The organism is Streptomyces sp. NPDC052396 (genome assembly GCF_044593195.1).
GTDB lineage: Bacteria > Actinomycetota > Actinomycetes > Streptomycetales > Streptomycetaceae > Streptomyces.
This window is the reverse complement of the sequence record NZ_JBIUAW010000002.1, coordinates 349947-368494: the sequence shown is the minus strand read 5'-3', so window position 1 is coordinate 368494 and position 18548 is coordinate 349947. Positions and strand designations below refer to the sequence as shown.

Below are 18548 nucleotides of genomic sequence, written 5' to 3'. Positions count from 1 at the left end.
TGCCGATGATCTGACACCATTTCTTCGGAAGGGCGGGCTCCGGGTTCCACCACACGCAGTACGGGGCCGGCCGCCGACGCGACCAGGGGACGGATGGACCGCGCTGTGCGGGGCTACGAGCGCCAGGAGAGTCAACGGGAGGAGGCCGACCACCTCTCGCAGTTCGAGGCCGAGATGGAGCGGCTGAAGACCGAACGGGAGAAGGCGGTCCAGCACGCCGACGACCTCGGCTACCAGGTCGAGGTGTTGCGCGCCAAACTCCATGAGGCGCGCCGTGCCCTGGCCCACCGCCCCGCCTATGACGCGGCCGGTCTCGACTACCAGGCCGAGCAGTTGCTGCGCAACGCCCAGATCCAGGCCGACCAGCTGCGCACCGACGCCGAGCGGGAGTTGCGCGAGGCCCGTGCCCAGACCCAGCGGCTGCTCCAGGAGGCCGCCGAGCGGCAGGCCCGGCTGGATGCCGAGCTGCACGCCGAGGCCGTGGCACGCCGTCAGCGGCTGGACGAGGAGCTCAATGAGCGCCGTCAGACCGTCGAATCGCATGTCAACGAGAACGTCGCCTGGGCCGAACAGCTGCGGGCCCGTACCGAGTCGCAGGCCCGCCGGCTGCTGGAGGAGTCCCGCGCCGAGTCCGAGCAGGCGCTGTCGGCAGCGCGCGCCGAGGCGCAGCGGCTGACCGAGGAGGCACGGACCCGGCTGGGCGTGGCCGCCGAGGAGGCACGGGCCGAAGCCGAAGCGATCCTGCGCCGGGCGCGCACCGACGCCGAGCGGCTGCTGACCGCCGCCTCCGCGCAGGCCCAGGAGGCCACCGACCACGCCGAGCAGCTGCGCACGGCCACCAGCGCCGAGTCCGACCAGGCCCGTAGCACGGCCGCCGAGCTCACCCGGGCCGCCGAGGCGCGGATGCAGGAGGCCGAGTCGGCGCTGCGCGAGGCGCGGGCCGAGGCGGACAAGGTGCTGGCCCAGGCCAAGGAGGCGGCTTCGGCCCGGCTGGCCGAGGCCGAGTCGGACAACGAGCAGCGCACCCGCGCCGCCCGGGCGGAGGTCACCCGGCTGGTGGGCGAGGCCACCAAGGAGGCCGAGGCGCTGCGCGCGGAGGCCGGTCAGCTGCGCGCCGATGCCGCCGCCGAGGCGGAGCGGCTGGTGGCCGAGGCCGCGGAGAAGGCCCGCAGTGAGGCCGCCGAGGCCTCCGCGGCGCGGCTGGCGCAGGCGGCCCGGACCGCTGAGGAGGTGCTGTCCAAGGCGTCCGAGGACGCCCGGGCCACCACCAAGGCGGCGGCCGCCGAGGCCGAGCGGATCCGCCGGGAGGCGGAGGCCGAGGCCGAGCGGCTGCGGGCGCAGGCGGAGGACACCGCCGAACAGCTCAAGGGCGCGGCCAAGGACGACACCAAGGAGTACCGGGCCAAGACGGTCGAGCTGCAGGAGGAGGCCCGGCGGCTGCGCGCCGAGGCCGAGCAGCAGCGCGCCGAGGCGGCCGAGGAGGCCGAGCGGATCCGGGCCGAGGCGCGCAAGGAGGCCCTCCAGCAGATCGAGGAGGCGGCCGGTACCGCCGAGGAACTGCTGGTCAAGGCCAAGGCGAACGCCGAGGAGAGCAGGGCCGGCGCCACCGCGGAGAGCGAGCGGGTGCGCACCGAGGCGGCCGAGCGGGCGGCCGGGCTGCGCAAGCAGGCCGAGGAGCTGCTGGAGCGGTCGCGCGCCGAGGCCGAGGAGATGGCCGAGGAGGCCGAGGACCACGCCGAGCGCACCCGCGCCGAGGCCGCCGAGGCGGCCGCCAGGGTGCGCGAGGAGGCCGAGCGGGCCGCGGCGGCCCGGCTGGAGGAGGCGTCCGAGGAGCTGGCCCGGCTGCGCGCCGAGGCCGAACAGCGCCTGGAGTCCGCCGAGTCGGCGCTGCGCGAGGCGCGGGCCGAGGCCGAGCGGCTGCGCCGGGAGACGGCCGAGGAGAGCGAGCGGCAGCGCACCGAGGCGGCCGAGCGGGTGCGCACCCTGACCGCGCAGGCCGAGGAGGAGGCCGAGCGGCTGCGTACCGAGGCGGCCGAGGAGGCGTCGGCCACCCGGTCCGAGGGCGAGTCGGCCGGGGCCCGGCTGCTGGCCGAGGCCACCGCGGAGGCGGAGCGGCTGCGTACCGAGGCCCAGGAGACGGCCGACCGGGTGCGGTCCGAGGCCAACGCGGCCGCCGAGCGGACCGCCGCCGAGGCGGCCGAGGCGCTGGCCGCCGCCCAGGAGGAGGCCGCGCGCCGCCGCCGGGAGGCCGAGGAGCTGCTGGGCGACGCGCGTGGTGAGGCGCAGGCCGAGCGCCAGGCGGCGCATGAGCAGAGCGAGGAGTTGCTGGCCGCCGCCCGCAAGCGGGTGGCCGAGGCGCAGGCGGAGGCCGAGCGCCTGGTCGAGGAGGCGGAGCAGCGGGCCGACGGGCTGGTGTCGGCGGCCGAGGCCACCGCCCAGCAGGTGCGGGACGCGGTCGCCGGGCTGCATGAGCAGGCCGAGGAGGAGATCGCCGGGCTGCGTTCGGCGGCCGAGCACAACGCCGAGCGCACCCTCACCGAGGCCCAGCAGGAGGCGGACCGGGTCCGTACCGAGGCGCACGCCGAGCGTGAGCGGGCGGCCGAGGACGCGGCGCGGGTGCGCGCCGAGGCACAGGCGGCCGCCGAGGCGGCCCAGGAGCTGGCCGAGCGCACCGTCGCGGACGCCATCGCCGAGGGCCGCAGCGTGGAGGAGGAGGCCGCGCGGGTCCTGGAGGACGCGCGGCAGGCCGCGCACGCCAAGCGCACCGAGGCGGCCCGTCAGGCGGATGAGCTGATCGCCGAGGCCACCGCCGAGGGCGAGAAGCTGTGTGCCGAGGCCGAGCGGGTGCTGGCCGAGGCCCGGCAGGCGGCTGAGGCGGAGCGCGCCGAGGGCGCCGCGGAGGCGGACCGGCTGCGCGCCGAGGCGGCGGGCACGCTGCAGGAGGCGATCGAGGCGGCCGAGGCGGAGCGCGCGGAGGCGCGGGCCGAGGCGGAGCGCCTGGTGGCGGAGGCCACCCGTACGGTGGAGGAGGCGCGGGACGCGGCCGACGCCCATCGGGTGGAAGCGGCGCAGCAGGCGGACGAACTGCTCGCCAAGGCGACCGCGGAGGCGGACCGGCTGGTGTCGGACGCCTCGGCACGGGCGCAGCAGATGCGTACCGATGCCTCGGACGCGCTGGCCACCGCGGAGCAGGACGCGGCGCGCACCCGGGCGGAGGCCCGCGAGGACGCCAACAAGATGCGCGCGGACGGCCACGCCGAGGCCGAGCGGATCGTCAACGAGGCGGCGGAGCTCACGTCTTCGGCGCAGGACGACGCCGACCGGATCGTGGACGAGGCGCGGCAGAAGGCCAATGCCCACCGGTCGGAGGCGGCCCGTCAGGCGGACGAGCTGATCGCGGAGGCCGCCACCGAGGGCGAGAAGCTGCGTGCCGAGGCCGGGACCACCCTGGCCGAGGCCCAGGAAGCCGCGCATGCCCGGCTGGCCGAGGCCGGTGACGAGGCCGAGCGGATGCTGGCGGACGCGGCCGCGGAGGCGGAGCGGGTGCGCCGGGACGCGGCCGAGGCGCTGGAGAGCGCCCGTCAGGAGGCGGAGCGGATCGCGGACGAGGCGCGTGAGGCGGCCAACTCCCGCCGGGCGGAGGCCGCTTCGCAGGCGGACGAGCTGATCACCGAGGCCACCGCGGAGGCCGAGCGGATGGCGTCCGAGGCGCGGACGGCGCTGGCCGCCGCGCAGGAGAACGCCAACAGCACCCGTGCCGATTCGGCCAAGCTGAAGGCGGACGCGGTGCTGGAGGCCGAGCGGATCCGCACCGAGGCACTGGAGGAGGCCGAGCGTACGGTCGACGAGGCGCGCGAGGCGTCGGCCAGGCGCCGTACCGAGGCGGCCGAACAGGCCGACGCCCTGGTGGCCAAGGCCCAGGAGGAGGCGGTCAAGTCGGCCGCCGCCGCCGAGGAGCAGGCCGATGCCATGGTGGGCGCGGCCCGCAAGGAGGCCGAGCGGATCGTGGCCGGGGCCACCGCGGAGGGCAACGCCCTGGTGGAGCAGGCGCGTACGGACGCCGACTCGCTGCTGTCCGAGGCGCGCGGGGACGCCACCGCCATAAGGGACCGGGCCGAGGAGCTGCGGGCCCGGATCGAGGGTGAGGTCGAGGAGCTGCACGACCGGGCCCGCCGGGAGGTGGCCGAGGCGATGCAGTCGGCCGGCGAGCGCTGCGACAAGCTGGTGGCCGCGGCCACCGAGCAGCTGGCCGAGGCGGAGGCCAAGGCCAAGCAGCTGCTGTCGGATGCCAGTGGTGAGGCGAGCAAGGTGCGCATCGCCGCGGTGAAGAAGGCCGAGGGCCTGCTGAAGGAGGCCGAGCAGAAGAAGGCGGCCGCGGTACGTGAGGCGGAGCGCCTGCGCACCGAGGCCACCGCCGAGGCGACGGCCCTTGTCGAGGGCGGGAAGCGGCAGTTGGAGGCGCTGGAGCGTCGGCAGGAGGACATCAACGCCGAGATTTCCCGTGTCCAGGACGTGTTGGAGGCGTTGGAATCATTTGAGTCCCCCGGGGCAGGCGGCTCCAAGGAGGGCGGGGTGAAGGCGACGGTTGGTGTCGGCTCTACTCGATCGGGTGGTAAGCAGTCTGGAAAGTAGCCACTCAATCGGGGGGACATTTTCCAGATCTCCCGCACGAGTACAACCATCTGCCCCTTGACACGCCGCACTCGCCCCTAGGATTCCCTCTATCACCTCACCGGTCTCTTTCGACAGGAACCCCATGAGCGACACTTCCTCCCCCTTCGGCTTCGAGCTCGTGCGGCGTGGATACGACCGCGGCCAGGTGGACGACCGCATTACCAAGCTCGTCGCCGACCGTGACAGCGCACTGGCCCGGATCACCTCTCTGGAAAAGCGCATCGAGGAACTGCACCTCGAGACGCAGAACGCTCAGGCGCAGATCAACGACTCCGAGCCGTCGTACGCGGGGCTCGGGGCACGGGTCGAGAAGATCCTGCGGCTGGCCGAGGAAGAGGCCAAGGACCTGCGTGAGGAGGCCCGCCGGGCGGCGGAGCAGCACCGTGAGCTCGCCGAGTCGGCGGCCCAGCAGGTGCGCAACGACGCCGAGTCCTTCGCCGCCGACCGCAAGGCCAAGGCGGAGGACGAGGGCGCCCGGATCGTGGAGAAGGCCAAGGGCGACGCGGCCACCCTGCGGGCCGAGGCGCAGAAGGACGCGCAGTCCAAGCGCGAGGAGGCGGACGCCCTCTTCGAGGAGACCCGCGCCAAGGCGGCCCAGGCGGCGGCCGACTTCGAGACCAACCTGGCCAAGCGGCGCGAGCAGTCCGAGCGTGATCTGGCCTCCCGGCAGGCCAAGGCGGAGAAGCGGCTGGCCGAAATCGAGCACCGCGCCGAGCAGTTGCGCCTGGAGGCGGAGAAGCTGCGCACCGACGCGGAGCGCCGGGCCCGGCAGACGGTGGAGACCGCGCAGCGGCAGGCCGAGGACATCGTGGCCGACGCCAATGCCAAGGCGGACCGCATCCGCAGCGAATCCGAGCGGGAGCTGGCGGCGCTCACCAACCGCCGCGACAGCATCAACGCCCAGCTGACCAATGTCCGCGAGATGCTGGCCACGCTGACCGGCGCGGCGGTGGCCGCGGCCGGTGTGCCGGCCGACGACGAGCCGATCTCGCGCGGGGTGCCGGCTCAGCAGAGCCGCTAGGCGCCTTTCTCTTCCACGGGTTCCACAGGTTCGACGGGTTCGACGAGTTCCACGGTTTTCACGGTAGGCCGCACAGGGCAGACCTTGCCCACACGGGGGGCGGCTTGCCACGCCGGAGCGCCGCGGTACGTCCGGACTCCGCCGCTCCGGTGGCGGGCCGCCCCGGGCGCCCTTACCGTGGCTGAATGATCGAGCTTGAGGGCCTGACCAAGCGCTACGGCGACAAGCTCGCCGTCTCCGATCTGACCTGCACTGTCCGGCCCGGCATGGTCACCGGTTTCCTGGGCCCCAATGGGGCGGGCAAGTCGACCACCATGCGAATGATGCTGGATCTGGACAACCCGACCAGCGGCACGGTGCGCATCGACGGCAAGCACTACCGGCAGCTGCACAACCCCCTGCGTACGGTGGGCGCCCTGCTGGACGCCAAGGCGATCCACGGTGGTCGCAGCGCCTACAACCACCTGCTGTGTCTGGCGCAGAGCAATGGCATCGCGCCCCAACGGGTGCGTGAGGTACTGGATGTGGTGGGTCTGGCCGCGGTGGCGGGCAAGCGCTCCAAGGGCTTCTCGCTGGGCATGGGCCAGCGACTGGGCATCGCCGCCGCCCTGTTGGGCGATCCACGGATCCTGATGTTCGACGAGCCGGTCAACGGCCTTGACCCGGAAGGCATCCACTGGATCCGCAATCTGATGAAGTCGCTGGCCGCCCAGGGCCGTACGGTCTTTGTCTCCTCGCATCTGATGAGTGAAATGGCGCTCACCGCCGAGCACTTGATCGTGATCGGCCAGGGCCGGCTGCTGGCGGACACCTCGATGTCCGAGTTCATCGCGCAGAACTCCAAGTCGTATGTGCGGATGCGCTCGCCCGAGCAGGAGCGGCTGCGCGATGTGCTCTCCGGAGCCGGGATCAGCGCGGCGCCGGCCACGGACGGGGCGCTGGAGGTGCATGGGGAGGACGCGGCGCACCTGGGCGAGCTGGCCGCCCGGCACCGACTCACCCTCCATGAACTGAGCCCGCAGCGCGCCTCGCTGGAGGAGGCGTTTATGCGGCTGACCGCCGGGGCGGTGGAGTACCACGCGCATCCCAACCACCAGGCCCCGCCCCAGCAGCCCCCGCCGGCCGGGAGCTGGGGAACGGACTGGCAGAAGAAGGGGTCATAAGCCATGGCGGTGGCGACGCAGGTCCTGCGCTCGGAGTGGACGAAGATCAGATCCGTGCGCTCCACGGTGTGGACGCTGGGCATCGCGGTGCTGGTGACGGTCGGGCTGGGCGCGCTGATCAGCAAGCTGGCCGGGGATGATTACGCCAAACTCTCCCTGCGCGACAAGTTCACCTTCGATCCCACCTTCATCAGCTTTGCCGGTATGGGCCTGGGACAACTGGCATTGATCGTTTTCGGGGTGCTGGTGGTGGCGAATGAATACAGCACCGGAATGATCCGCACTTCACTGGCCGCCGTTCCCCAGCGCGGCGTCTTTCTGTTCAGCAAGATCACTATTGCCGCGCTGCTCGCCCTGGTCATTGGCATGGCCACCAGTTTTCTCACCTTTTTCCTGGGGCAGGCCATGCTGGGAGATCACCGGGCGCATCTCGGTGATCCCGGGGTGCTGCGGGCGGTCATCGGCGGCGGCCTCTATATGACGCTGATCACCGTGTTCTCGATGGGGGTGGCGGCGATGCTGCGCAGCCCGATGCTGTCGCTGGGCATCCTGATGCCGTTCTTCTTCCTGATCTCCAACATCCTGCAGGGCGTCTCGGCCACCCGGAAGGTCGCCGAGTATCTGCCGGACAAGGCCGGCCAGAAGGTGATGCAGGTGGTGCCGAGCGCCGAGAGCACACCGTACGGCCCCTGGGGCGGCCTGGGGATCATGGTGCTGTGGGTGGCGGCCGCGCTGCTCGGCGGCTATGCGGTACTCAAGAAGCGCGACGCCTAGCCCATGGGGCCGCGCAGCCTGGCGGAGCTGGGCCTGGATGTGGTGCCCGCGCTGAGCCCGCTGAGCTATCCCGGCCGTCCGGTGACCCGGCCGGCGCTGCTGGTGGACGACCTGCTGGTGCCGTTACGGGCCCGGCCCGGCCCGCTGGGCGACTGGCCGGCCGCCGACCGGAACGCCTGGTCACTGGACGCGGCCCTGGCCGCGCTCGGCGCGGACCCGGCCGGCCGGCGGCATCCGGTGCTGGCCGTGGGCTCCAATGCCTCGCCCGCCCAGCTGGCCCACAAGCTGGCCGGCCGCGGGCTGCCGGTGGTGGTGCCGATGGTGCCGGTGCGGGTGCGGGGCATCGGGGTGGGCTGCTCGGCGCATGTGGGGCGCAACGGGTACGCGCCCGCGGCGCCGTACGCGGATCCGGCGGCCGAGCACACCCTGGTGGCCGCCTGGTTCGATGCCGCCCAGCTGGCGGCGGTGGACGCCACCGAGCCGGCCTACCGCCGGGTGCCGGTCACCGGGCCGCGGTTCACGATGGCCCTGCCGTCCGGTGCGCCGCTGCCCGCCGCCGGGCTGTATGTCTCCCGGTACGGGACGCTCGCCGACCCGGCGACCGGCCGGCCGCGGCCCGGGGGCGGCAACCAGCGGGCCCTGCTGACCGCGCTGCTGGCCTCGCCCCGGCTGGCGGCCCTGCTGGGTCCCGGCCCGGAGGCCTGGATCGCCCGGGCCCGGGCGGACGCCGCAGCCCGGGCCGAGGGGGCGCGGATCTATCTGCGGGAGGGCTGGGTGTGCTGCCCCGGGCCCGGTTTCTGGGGCGACGACCCCAACCCGGCGGCCGGCTGTGTGCGCTGCCCCCGGACCGCGGAGGGTCCGCGCTGCGAGCCCTCGGCAGCACTTCGCTGACATCGGGAACCCGTCAGCCGCTCGATATCCTCTTTACCCGAAAGGGGCATCCCGGAAAGCACTGCTGCCCCGACCACCGGCGAGGGGCGGAGAATGATCGAGGCAGTCGGCCTGACCAAGCGCTATGGCGCCAAAACGGCCGTGCACAACTTGAACTTCCAGGTCAGACCGGGTGCGGTCACCGGCTTCCTGGGGCCCAACGGCTCCGGCAAGTCCACCACCATGCGCATGATCCTCGGCCTGGATGTGCCCACCGCCGGCCGGGTCACCATCGGCGGGCTGCCCTACCGGCAGCTGCCCAACGCTCCCCGGCAGGTCGGCGCCCTGCTGGACGCCAAGGCCGTGCACGGCGGCCGCAGCGCCTACCACCATCTGCTGTCCCTGGCCCAGCACTCCGGCATCCCGGCCCGCCGGGTGGACGAGGTGCTGGATGTGGTGGGCCTGCGGGAGGTGGCCCGCAAGCGGTCCAAGGGCTTCTCGCTGGGCATGGGCCAGCGGCTGGGTATCGCCGCCGCGCTGCTGGGCGACCCCCAGGTGCTGCTCTTCGACGAGCCGGTCAACGGCCTGGACCCGGAGGGCATCCTCTGGGTCCGCAACCTGATGAAGCGGCTGGCGGCGGAGGGCCGTACGGTCTTTGTCTCCTCGCACCTGATGAGCGAGATGGCACTGACCGCCGAGCACCTGATAGTGATCGGCCGCGGTCAGCTGCTGGCCGATATGAGCGTCCAGGACTTCATCGCGGCCAACTCCGCCGGATTCGCCCGGGTCCGCACCCCCGACGGGGAGGCCTCGGCCCGGGAGAAGCTCATCGCCACGGTGGCCGAGGCGGGCGGCCAGGTGCTGCCGGAGCCGGACGGGGCGCTGCGGATCACCGGGCTGACGCTGCCGCGCATCAGCGACCTCGCCCATGGCGCCGACATCCGGCTGTGGGAGCTCTCCCCGCACCAGGCCTCGCTGGAAGAGGCCTATATGCGGATGACCCAGAACATGGTGGACTACCGCTCCACGGCGGACCGGCGCGCCGGGTACCAGCAGCCGGCCGCGCCCGGCTGGGGCGCACCGCCGGTGCCGGCGGAGCGGGTCTACCCGGTGCTGCCGGGCGAGCTGCCCAATCCTTACGCCCAGCAGCCGGCGCCGCCCGCGGCGAACCCTTACGCACCGGGCCAGGCGGCCCCGGCGTCCGCGAACGCGCCGAGCGCACCCGCGCCCCACAGCGCGCCCGCCCCCGTCGCCCCGCCCGCGCCGCACAACGCACCCACACCACCTGCCGCACCTCCCGCGCCGGTCACCCACGCCCCCTCGGCGTCCACCGCGCCCGCCCCGGCCCCGTCCGCACCCGTCGCTCCGCAAGCCGTACCCGGGAACACGCCCGCCCAGCGGAGCGAACCCGCGCCCGACAACACCCCCGCCCACCGCCACAGCGAGGACGACGCCCGATGACCGCCCCGATCACCCCGCAGCAGCCGTACTGGCCCGGCACCGCGACCCCGGGCGGCGGCTATGTGTCCCCGATCCCGGTCCGGCAGGCCACCCTCGGTGACGCGGTCAAGGCCGAGTGGACCAAGATCCGTTCGCTGCGCTCCACCATGTGGACGCTGGGCGCGATGCTGGCGGTGGTCATCGGCATCGGCACCCTGGTGGCCCTGGTGCTGGCCTCCCGCTCGGACAGCGGGTCCATCAAGAACGGCAGTGCGCTGGACCTCGGCTTCATCGGGGTGCTGCTGGGCATGATCCCGGTGCTCACCCTGGGCGTGCTGACGCTCTCCTCGGAGTACGGCACCGGGCTGATCCGCACCACGCTCACCGCCTGCCCCAGCCGTACCCGGGTGCTGGCCGCCAAGGCGATCGTCTACTTCGCGCTCACCTTTGTGACCACCCTGGCCGCCACCCTCCTGGTGGCCGTGATCGACCAGGGCGCGCTGAGCGAGTACACCCACTACCGGAACAGCGCCGGGGACTGGCTGGGGGCGACCGCCGGCGTCAGCCTCTACCTCTCCCTGCTCGGCCTGCTGTCCCTCGGCGTCGGCGGCATGCTGCGGCACTCCGCCGGCGCGATCACCACCGTGCTGGGCGTGGTGCTGCTGCCGCTGATCCTGGCGATGTTCCTGAGCGCCTTCGGGGGCCTGGCGAGCAAGCTGCTGGAGTACTCGGTCCCGGCCCAGCTGAGCAGCTTCTACCCGGGCGCCAACGGTCCTGGCGGGCCGGGCGCGTGGCTGTCCCTGCTGATCGTGGCGGTCCTCACCGCCGCCTCGCTGGCGGGCGCGCATCTGCTGATGACCCGGCGGGACGCCTGAACCCCCTGAAGATCGAACTCCCCTAATAACGCGGCGCGTTACGAGACCGCTGGAGCCTGGCGCCCCGGCGGTCCCGTGCGTTCCAGCACGCCTTGTGCCAGTGCCGCCGGTCCTCCACCCCCGCGCCGTACTGCGGCCAGGCAACCAAGTGCGGGACTCCGGGCGGGATTTCCTGGTCACAGCCGGGGCACCGGTAGTGCTTGGCGGCCGCCCCGCCGCCGATCATCCGCACCGACCACTCCTCACCCTGCCAGCTCTCGGTGCGCTCCAGGCCGTAGCGGTCACCCCCCTCTCGCTCGGGCGGGATCTCGGCTCGCCTTTCGGCGCCGCCTCGCGGGCGGTTTCGGCGCGGGGACACGGGGCACCTCGGAGTTCTGGGGAGCTACGGCCTGTGACCAGCCTACGCGTCCCCGTCACCGCCCCGGGACGGCGGCCGCGCTCTGACGATCATCATGAAAACCTTTCGGTGGGCCGTACCTTCGGACCCGCGTCGGCCGTTAATGCCTCCGGGACGGCGATTCGATCGCCAGTCCGTCGCTAGGAGGCACACAAGCGATGCGCGTTGGAGCATTCGTCCTGGCCGCCCAGTTCCCGGGCCAGGGCCATGGGGAGGCTCTCTACCGGGCCGTACGGTCGGCGGAGGTGGCCGAGGAGGCCGGCCTCGACGCGGTCTGGGTGGCCGAGCACCACTTCGTCCCCTATGGCGTCTGCCCGTCCGCGATCACCCTGGCCGCCCTGCTGCTGGGCCGCACCCGGCGGATCGGGGTGGGCACCGCGGTCAGTGTGCTGCCGACCACCCACCCGGTGGCCCTGGGCGAGCAGACCGCGCTGCTGCACCTCACCTCGGGCGGCCGCTTCACCCTGGGCGTGGGCCGCGGTGGGCCCTGGGTGGATCTGGAGGTGTTCAACTCCGGCCTGGCGGCGTACGAGGAGTCCTTCCCGGAGTCCCTGGACCTGCTGATGCGCTGGCTGCGCCAGCCCCGGGTGAGTGCCGCGGGGGAACGGTTCTCCTTCCGCGAGGTGGCGGTGGTGCCCCGGCCCGACGAGCTGCTGGACCGCCCCGGCCCACCGGTGATCGTTGCCTGTACCTCGCCCGCCAGTGTGCGGCTGGCCGCCCGGCACGGGCTGCCCATGCTGCTGGGTATGCACAGCGGGGACCAGGAGAAGGCGGAGATGGTGGCGCTGTGGCGCAAGTGCGCGCTGGAGGCGGGGAGTTCACCCGAGCAGGTCGCCGCGGCCGGCCATGTCTCGGCCGGTGTGGTGCAGATCGCGGACCGTCGCGCGGAGGCGGCGGAGACCCTGTTGAAGGCGATGCCCGGCTGGCTGCAGCAGGGCCTGGGCGCCCATGTGACGGTGGACGGCCGGGCACGGCGGATGCGCGACCCGCACGCCTACACCGAGCTGCTGTGCGCCCTGCATCCGGTCGGCCCGCCGCGGCTGTGCGCCGACCGACTGGCGGCCACCGCCGAGCGCACCGGGATCAGGCGCTTCGCGCTGCTCGCCGAGGGCTGCGGCGACCTCGCGGGAACCGAGGAGAACCTGCGCTGTCTGGGGGCCGAGGTGCTGCCCCTGCTGCCCTTCCTGCCCTGAGCCCGTCCCGGCTTCCCCGGCCACGGAATCCGGGGAGCTGCCGCTCCCGTACCGATCGCACCTCCCGAGTGCGGAGCGGCAGCAGCGCCGCGTCAGCAGTCGCGAAGCTCTGGTGACTGGTTGAGCAACTGGCCCCGGATCGAGGTGAATCGGGCCAGCCGCTCGTCCGCGGAAGCGTCCAGCGGGAATACCGCGACCCGGTGGCAGTTCTGGAACGCCAGCCGGACCCCGAAGTGTCGTTGCAGCGCGCCGCGGATCGCGTCACTCGCCATGGCCCGCAGCAGCTGGCCGCGCGCCTGCTCGTCCGGCGGCGGCGTCCGGTTGTCGGCGAACGGGCCACCGTCAACCTTGAGCTGGGCCACCAGGGAGCTGATCATCTCCCACGCATAAGGCAGGGAGTTCCGGACGCAGTCGACGAATTCCGCTTCATCGACCTCGCCTCGCTCGGCCTGTGCCAAGAGGGCCGGTGAGACGTCGAGCGACATGGGTTCTCCTCTCGCGACCCCGCGCACGGGGTCTCAGGGATGGGCGAGCGGACGACGACGCCCCGTGCCCGTACGGCGACCGCCCGCTTCAACGGTAATCCGGCCACTGCGGCCCCACCAGGAGAACGCACATACAACTGGCCAACGGCGAAGGGGTCCATCCAGGGCGAATCGCGTGGAGGAGGGGTCGTCGAGTAGCGTGGCTCACCATGCGTCTCGTCATTGCCCGCTGCTCCGTGGACTACGCGGGCCGGCTCACCGCCCACCTGCCCTCCGCCCCTCGCCTGATCCTCGTCAAGGCCGACGGAAGCGTCAGCATCCACGCGGACGACCGGGCCTACAAGCCCCTCAACTGGATGTCGCCGCCGTGCACGCTCAAGGAAGGCGACGGTGGGGTGTGGACGGTGATCAACAAAGCGGGCGAGAAGCTCATCATCACCATGGAGGAAGTGCTGCACGACTCCTCGCATGAGCTGGGCGTCGACCCGGGCCTCATCAAGGACGGCGTGGAAGCACACCTTCAGGAACTGCTCGCGGACCGCATCGAGACCCTCGGCGAGGGCTACACCCTCATCCGCCGCGAGTACCCCACCGCCATCGGGCCGGTGGACATCCTGTGCCGGGACGCCGACGGCCAGACGGTGGCCGTGGAGCTCAAGCGGCGCGGTGAGATCGACGGTGTCGAACAGCTCACCCGCTACCTGGAGTTGCTCAACCGCGACCCCCATCTGGCCCCGGTGCGCGGCATCTTCGCCGCCCAGGAGATCAAGCCCCAGGCCCGGGTGCTGGCCACCGACCGCGGCATCGGCTGTGTCGTCCTCGACTACAACGCCATGCGCGGAATCGAGGACGACAAGCTCCGGCTGTTCTAGGGCGCCCCGTAAGGGGCGCGGGGAATTGCGCGACCAGCCCCCGCCGCCCCGCACCCGAAACGCGACCCCGTCAGCCCTTCGACGGCCTGGACGGCGCCGACACACTCGCCGACTGGGTGACCGGGCTCGGCCCGGGTGTCGTCGGCTTACTTGTCGGCCCCGGGTCGACGGTCTTCGTCGGCGAGGGCTTCTCGGACGGCGAAGGCGACTGCGAGTGCGACGGCTCACCCGTGTCCGTCGGCCGAGGCGACTGCGTGACCGGCGACTCACTCTCCCCCGGCGTGGACGGCGAGACACTGCTCGTCGCCCCGTGCGAGGCGGACGGCTGCCCGCTGGGCCCATGGCTGCGGCCGGGGCGGCCGGTTACCCCGGGAGCCGGCGCCGGGCCGTTCTGGCCCGCCGCGGGCTGGTCGGCGCTCAGCCCGCCGGTGTCGTCCTGCTGGGACGCCGACTGGCGCGGGCCGACCTTCTCCGCCGGGCCCCCGTCCCCGTGCTTGCCGGAGGTCGCCCCGATGGTCACCACGGTGCCCAGCACCGCCGCGAACAGCACTCCGGCCCCGGCCGCCGCCAGGTTGCGCCGGTTGCCGCCGGCCATCAGCTTCTTGGCCCAGGACTGCGGCGGCACCGCCGCGGCCGCCACCGGACGGGCCGGGGCCGCCGGCACCCGGCTGATGATCGCGGTGGTGGCGTCATCCGGACGCTGGGCCGGCGGCACCTGCCGGGGCACCACCGGACGCGGCCCAGGCGCCGCGGGCACGGCGGACACCGCGGACACCGCCGGCGGCACCTGCGGCGGCACGGCCGGCGCCGCCGGCCGCGGCGACGCCTGCCGGGAGCGGTCCGCGACCAGGGCCAGCGCCCGGCGCCCGGCCACCGCGCCCCGCTTGTCCGCCATCGCGCCGCGCATCCCCACCGAGGTCTCCAGCTCGGCGCGGGCCCGTTCCACCTGGCCGGTGCAGAGCGCCAGCACACCCAACTCATGGTGGAAATAGGCTTCTTCGCCCACCTCGCCGGCCAGCCGCGCGGCCTGCTGGCCATGGCGCAGGCTGCGCTCCCAGGCGCCCCAGTGCAGGGCGGCGGCGAACGCCGGTGCCGCGGTACGGGCCAGCAGCACCGCGGCCGCCGGCTGCCCCGGCCGCCCGCCGGCCACCAGCGCCGCCAGCACGGCCAGCAGGGCGTCCGCCTCGGCGGCGATGCGCTCGGGGGTGACCGAGGGGTGCCCGGCCCACCAGGAGTAGTGCTGGGCGGCGCTCAGCGCCCGCTCCGCCAGGTCCGTGCCATAGCCCGCCTGGGCGTCGCCGGTGAGCTGGTCGGCGACGCCGGCCGCCAGCCGGTGGCGGGCGCCCGCCGCGGTGACCAGCCCGGCGGCCACCAGCTCGCCCGCCGCGGCGTCCGCATGGGTGTCGCCCGCCAGCGCGGGCAGCTGCGCCTGGTGCGGCAGCTCGCCGCCCAGCGCCAGGGCGAACCGCAGCGCGTCCCGGGCCTGCTCGGACAGCCGGCCGGCCAGTTCCACCGCCAGCTCCCGCACCGGCGGCCGCTGCTCCTGGTCCACCGTGGCCCCCAGCCGCAGCAGCGCACCGGCCTGGACCACGCGCAGCGGCAGCCCCTCGGAGTCGAACCAGACATCCGCCGCCCAGTCCGCCTCCTGGTCGGTGAGCGCCCGGCCGACCGCCGCCTCCAGCAGTTCCAGGCAGTCGGTGCGGTCCAGCCCGGAGAGGAAGACCTCCTCCAGGTGGGAGTCGGCCGAGGGAGCGGCGACCTCGGGGGTGGCCGCCAGCAGCCAGGCGCACTCGGGGGTGGCGTCCAGCAGCTCGTCCAGCTGGACGCCGCCGAACTCCAGGTCGTCCAGCACCACCACCGCGCCGATCTCCCTTACCCGGCCGAGGAGTTCGGCCCGGTCCGGGCGGTGCAGCGGGGCGTGATGGACGGCCGCGAACAGTTCATGGAGCAGGTCCGAGGAGGAGCGCTGATGGCCGCACAGACGCACCACGCCGTCCGGGGCCAGGGTGGCGCAGTCCTCGGCGAGGGCGTCCAGCAGCGCGGTGCGACCGGAGCCGGCCGGGCCGGTCAGCCGCACCGAACGGCCCCGGGAGAGCAGCCTGCCCAGCCGCTCCCGCTCCTCCGACCGCCCCACCAGCGGCAGTTGGGGTCCGGCCGGGCGGGCGGGCGGCGGCGGTACGGACGCCCGCAGCAACTCGGCGCGTTCGGCGGGGTCGTGACGCTCCGGACGGGCGGGCAGCTCACCCGGCGGGCAGGGCTCTATCTCGCTGCCGTCCACCGGGTTGACGGTGAGCAGATAGTTCCCGGCGACCAGCTGTACCACCCGGGCCTGTGCCGGTCCGCGGGCCGGGGCCGGCCCGTCAACTGCCGCGTCCTCGTGGATGTCGCCGGATTGCCCGGGTACCCGGTCGTGATGGGTCGGGTCCATGGTCAAAGCCCCCAGTCGCGTGGCGTGCCGTCATGCCCTCACGGCCTGTCCGCGCTCTTTACGACCTCCGGTCCGGCGCCCGTCGTGGGCTTACGTTGCGACGGGAAACCGAACAGACCGTGGGACAGTATCGCCGACGCGACGGGTGTCGTGCCGCCCCGGACGTCACGATCCGGTCAGCAATCGGGGCACCGGTCTCACAACCGGCTCATCCGGCCCGCTTGCACGCGGGCCGGGTGACCTGGGAGCTCTGGGGAGAGCCGTCCTCGATGGCGAGGATGCGGTGCAGCCGGGCGGCCACCAGCACCCGTTGCATCCGGTCCGGCACCCCGCGCAGCACCAGCCGGCGGCCGGTGCGCCCGGCCCTGCGGTGGGCGCCCATGATGACGCCGAGTCCGGTGGCGTCCCAGGAGTCCAGCTCGGTCAGGTCAAGGACCAGGTCACCGCGGCCGGCGTCCAGGGCGGAGTGCAGGACCGTACGGGCGTCCGCCGCGTTGCGGACGTCGAGGCGCCCCCCGACGACCAGCTCGGCGTGATCGCCCCTGATATGCATATGCGCTCCCCGGAGTGCTGCGAGGTGGATGAGGTGGAAAGGGATCTAAAGAACTGACTGCCTCTCACACGACAAAGTTGCCGCCTGTAAGCGAATCAATACCGAGTTCACACGGTGGGGTGAACGGTTTTTGGCGCTTCCCGGTCAGTACTGGTAAAAGCCTTGACCGCTCTTGCGGCCCAGGTCGCCCGCGTCCACCATTCGGCGCATGATCTCCGGCGGCGCGAACTTCTCGTCCTGGCACTCGGTGTAGATGTTGCCGGTGGCGTGCAGCAGGATGTCCACCCCGGTGAGGTCGGTGGTCGCCAGCGGGCCCATGGCATGGCCGAAGCCCAGCTTGCAGGCGATGTCGATGTCCTCGGCGCTGGCCACCCCGGACTCGTAGAGCTTGGCCGCCTCGACCACCAGGGCCGAGATCAGACGCGTGGTCACAAAGCCGGCCACATCGCGGTTGACCACAATGCAGGTCTTGCCCACACCCTCGGCGAACTCCCGGGCCTTGGCCAGGGTTTCATCGCTGGTCTTGTAGCCGCGCACCAGCTCGCACAGCTGCATCATGGGCACCGGAGAGAAGAAGTGGGTGCCCACCACCCGCTCCGGGTGCCGGGTAGCCGCCGCGATCTTGGTGATCGGGATGGCGGAGGTGTTGGAGGCCAGCACCGTCTCCTCGCGCACCAGGCCGTCCAGGGTGCGGAAGATCTCCCGCTTGGTGTCGATGTCCTCGAAGACCGCCTCCACCACGATGTCCACGTCGGCGACCGCGTCCAGGTCGGTGGTGGTGGTGATCCGGCCCAGCGCCTGCTCGGCCGCGGCGGCCTCCAGCTTGCCCTTGGAGACGAACTTCTCGTACGAGGCCGCGATTCCGTCCGTACCGCGCTTGAGGGCCTCGTCGGTGACATCCCGCAGCACGACGTCCCAACCGGCCTGCGCGGAGACCTGCGCGATCCCCGAACCCATCAGTCCGGCACCGATGACGGCGAGCTTCCTGGCCACAGCTGTCCCCTTACTTCCTGGTACTTCCCTGTTCTTGGCTCTCTCGGGCGGACCTTAGCGTCCGGCGGGGCGCTGTTGGGAAGTTAGAGATGCGCGTCACGTCCTGTTTGACGGACGTCACACTCCGCGCCCCACCGAGCCCGCCACATACAGCAGTTGGGCCCCTTGCGTCCCGCTTGTCACGCGCTTGCGCACTAGGCTTTCGGGCATGGTCCACCTGACGCGCATCTACACCCGCACCGGAGACGACGGCACCACCGCCCTGGGCGACATGAGCCGCACCGCCAAGACCGACACCCGTATCGCCGCCTACGCCGACGCCAACGAGGCCAACGCGGCGATCGGGGTGGCCATCGCGCTGGGGCAACTGCCGGAGGACATCGTCCGGGTGCTGGTCCGCATCCAGAACGACCTCTTCGACGTGGGCGCCGACCTGGCCACCCCGGTGGTGGAGAACCCCGAGTACCCCCCGCTGCGGGTGGAGCAGTCCTATGTGGACAAGCTGGAGGCGGACTGCGACCGCTTCCTGGCGGACCTGGAGAAGCTGCGCAGCTTCATCCTGCCCGGCGGCACCCCCGGCGCCGCGCTGCTGCACCAGGCATGCACGGTGGTACGGCGCGCGGAGCGCTCCACCTGGGCGGCGCTGGCCGAACACGGGGACGCCATGAACGCCCTGACGGCGACCTATCTGAACCGGCTCTCGGACCTGCTGTTCATCCTTGCGCGGACGGCGAACAAGGAGCTCGGGGACGTCCTCTGGGTGCCCGGCGAGAACCGCTGACCTACGGCGCGCCCCGGCCCGGCTGGGGC

Annotated in this window: 15 protein-coding genes; 10 read left to right on the top strand and 5 right to left on the bottom strand. The window is 73.0% G+C overall.

Annotated features, from left to right (window positions below; genetic code table 11):
• Nucleotides 1-93 precede the first annotated feature (93 nt).
• The 7 genes from scy to ACIHFE_RS06700 all read left to right on the top strand — a co-directional run bounded on the left by scy (nucleotide 94) and on the right by ACIHFE_RS06700 (nucleotide 10817).
• Nucleotides 94-4632, top strand: a complete 4539-nt coding sequence (gene scy, locus ACIHFE_RS06730) for a polarized growth protein Scy (RefSeq protein ID WP_400104719.1) — start codon at nucleotides 94-96, stop codon at nucleotides 4630-4632.
• Nucleotides 4633-4756: 124 nt separating this feature from the next.
• Nucleotides 4757-5695 carry a cellulose-binding protein gene (locus ACIHFE_RS06725; protein ID WP_400104718.1) on the top strand — a complete coding sequence of 313 codons (939 nt, stop codon included), beginning with the start codon at nucleotides 4757-4759 and terminating at the stop codon, nucleotides 5693-5695.
• A gap of 185 nt (nucleotides 5696-5880) precedes the next feature.
• Complete coding sequence (locus ACIHFE_RS06720) at nucleotides 5881-6858, top strand: ABC transporter ATP-binding protein (RefSeq protein WP_400104717.1); 978 nt, start codon at nucleotides 5881-5883, stop codon at nucleotides 6856-6858.
• A gap of 3 nt (nucleotides 6859-6861) precedes the next feature.
• The gene (locus ACIHFE_RS06715) at nucleotides 6862-7632 is read left to right on the top strand and encodes an ABC transporter permease (protein WP_400104716.1); all 771 of its coding nucleotides are present in this window, start codon (nucleotides 6862-6864) and stop codon (nucleotides 7630-7632) included.
• A gap of 3 nt (nucleotides 7633-7635) precedes the next feature.
• The gene (locus tag ACIHFE_RS06710; RefSeq protein ID WP_400104715.1) at nucleotides 7636-8523 is read left to right on the top strand and encodes a hypothetical protein; all 888 of its coding nucleotides are present in this window, start codon (nucleotides 7636-7638) and stop codon (nucleotides 8521-8523) included.
• 93 nt (nucleotides 8524-8616) lie between these two features.
• Nucleotides 8617-9963, top strand: coding sequence for an ATP-binding cassette domain-containing protein (locus tag ACIHFE_RS06705; RefSeq protein WP_400104714.1), 1347 nt, complete (start codon nucleotides 8617-8619; stop codon nucleotides 9961-9963).
• Nucleotides 9960-10817 (top strand): ABC transporter permease, encoded by an 858-nt coding sequence (locus ACIHFE_RS06700; protein ID WP_400104713.1) that lies wholly within the window; start codon nucleotides 9960-9962, stop codon nucleotides 10815-10817. The genes ACIHFE_RS06705 and ACIHFE_RS06700 overlap by 4 nt, the downstream gene beginning before the upstream one ends.
• A gap of 22 nt (nucleotides 10818-10839) precedes the next feature.
• On the opposite strand, the gene ACIHFE_RS06695 is transcribed toward ACIHFE_RS06700, so the two are convergent.
• The gene (locus ACIHFE_RS06695) at nucleotides 10840-11175 is read right to left on the bottom strand and encodes an ATP/GTP-binding protein (RefSeq protein WP_400104712.1); all 336 of its coding nucleotides are present in this window, start codon (nucleotides 11173-11175) and stop codon (nucleotides 10840-10842) included.
• A gap of 197 nt (nucleotides 11176-11372) precedes the next feature.
• Here ACIHFE_RS06695 and ACIHFE_RS06690 point away from each other — a divergent pair, with 197 nt between their 5' ends.
• Nucleotides 11373-12407, top strand: a complete 1035-nt coding sequence (locus ACIHFE_RS06690) for an LLM class flavin-dependent oxidoreductase (RefSeq protein WP_400104711.1) — start codon at nucleotides 11373-11375, stop codon at nucleotides 12405-12407.
• Between the two features lie 92 nt (nucleotides 12408-12499).
• Here ACIHFE_RS06690 and ACIHFE_RS06685 read toward each other — a convergent pair whose 3' ends face one another.
• Nucleotides 12500-12892 (bottom strand): SCO5389 family protein, encoded by a 393-nt coding sequence (locus tag ACIHFE_RS06685; RefSeq protein WP_400104710.1) that lies wholly within the window; start codon nucleotides 12890-12892, stop codon nucleotides 12500-12502.
• Between the two features lie 209 nt (nucleotides 12893-13101).
• Here ACIHFE_RS06685 and nucS point away from each other — a divergent pair, with 209 nt between their 5' ends.
• Nucleotides 13102-13764, top strand: coding sequence for an endonuclease NucS (gene nucS, locus ACIHFE_RS06680; RefSeq protein ID WP_400104709.1), 663 nt, complete (start codon nucleotides 13102-13104; stop codon nucleotides 13762-13764).
• Nucleotides 13765-13834: 70 nt separating this feature from the next.
• Here nucS and ACIHFE_RS06675 read toward each other — a convergent pair whose 3' ends face one another.
• The 3 genes from ACIHFE_RS06675 to ACIHFE_RS06665 all read right to left on the bottom strand — a co-directional run bounded on the left by ACIHFE_RS06675 (nucleotide 13835) and on the right by ACIHFE_RS06665 (nucleotide 17738).
• Complete coding sequence (locus tag ACIHFE_RS06675; protein WP_400104708.1) at nucleotides 13835-16192, bottom strand: ATP-binding protein; 2358 nt, start codon at nucleotides 16190-16192, stop codon at nucleotides 13835-13837.
• Nucleotides 16193-16400: 208 nt separating this feature from the next.
• Entirely contained in the window at nucleotides 16401-16745 is a 345-nt protein-coding gene (locus tag ACIHFE_RS06670; protein ID WP_400104707.1) for an STAS domain-containing protein, read from the bottom strand.
• Nucleotides 16746-16889: 144 nt separating this feature from the next.
• Nucleotides 16890-17738, bottom strand: a complete 849-nt coding sequence (locus ACIHFE_RS06665) for a 3-hydroxyacyl-CoA dehydrogenase family protein (RefSeq protein ID WP_400104706.1) — start codon at nucleotides 17736-17738, stop codon at nucleotides 16890-16892.
• Between the two features lie 208 nt (nucleotides 17739-17946).
• Between ACIHFE_RS06665 and ACIHFE_RS06660 the strand changes: the two genes are divergently transcribed.
• Entirely contained in the window at nucleotides 17947-18519 is a 573-nt protein-coding gene (locus tag ACIHFE_RS06660) for a cob(I)yrinic acid a,c-diamide adenosyltransferase (protein ID WP_400104705.1), read from the top strand.
• Nucleotides 18520-18548: the final 29 nt, after the last annotated feature.

Coding starts and splice junctions, on each gene's coding strand:
- ACIHFE_RS06685 (WP_400104710.1), bottom strand. CDS start 12,892: ATGTCGCTCGACGTCTCACCGGCCCTCTTGGCACAGGCCGAGCGAGGC.
- ACIHFE_RS06670 (WP_400104707.1), bottom strand. CDS start 16,745: ATGCATATCAGGGGCGATCACGCCGAGCTGGTCGTCGGGGGGCGCCTC.
- ACIHFE_RS06700 (WP_400104713.1), top strand. CDS start 9,960: ATGACCGCCCCGATCACCCCGCAGCAGCCGTACTGGCCCGGCACCGCG.
- ACIHFE_RS06690 (WP_400104711.1), top strand. CDS start 11,373: ATGCGCGTTGGAGCATTCGTCCTGGCCGCCCAGTTCCCGGGCCAGGGC.
- ACIHFE_RS06715 (WP_400104716.1), top strand. CDS start 6,862: ATGGCGGTGGCGACGCAGGTCCTGCGCTCGGAGTGGACGAAGATCAGA.
- ACIHFE_RS06660 (WP_400104705.1), top strand. CDS start 17,947: ATGGTCCACCTGACGCGCATCTACACCCGCACCGGAGACGACGGCACC.
- ACIHFE_RS06725 (WP_400104718.1), top strand. CDS start 4,757: ATGAGCGACACTTCCTCCCCCTTCGGCTTCGAGCTCGTGCGGCGTGGA.
- nucS (WP_400104709.1), top strand. CDS start 13,102: ATGCGTCTCGTCATTGCCCGCTGCTCCGTGGACTACGCGGGCCGGCTC.
- ACIHFE_RS06720 (WP_400104717.1), top strand. CDS start 5,881: ATGATCGAGCTTGAGGGCCTGACCAAGCGCTACGGCGACAAGCTCGCC.
- scy (WP_400104719.1), top strand. CDS start 94: ATGGACCGCGCTGTGCGGGGCTACGAGCGCCAGGAGAGTCAACGGGAG.
- ACIHFE_RS06675 (WP_400104708.1), bottom strand. CDS start 16,192: ATGGACCCGACCCATCACGACCGGGTACCCGGGCAATCCGGCGACATC.
- ACIHFE_RS06710 (WP_400104715.1), top strand. CDS start 7,636: ATGGGGCCGCGCAGCCTGGCGGAGCTGGGCCTGGATGTGGTGCCCGCG.
- ACIHFE_RS06705 (WP_400104714.1), top strand. CDS start 8,617: ATGATCGAGGCAGTCGGCCTGACCAAGCGCTATGGCGCCAAAACGGCC.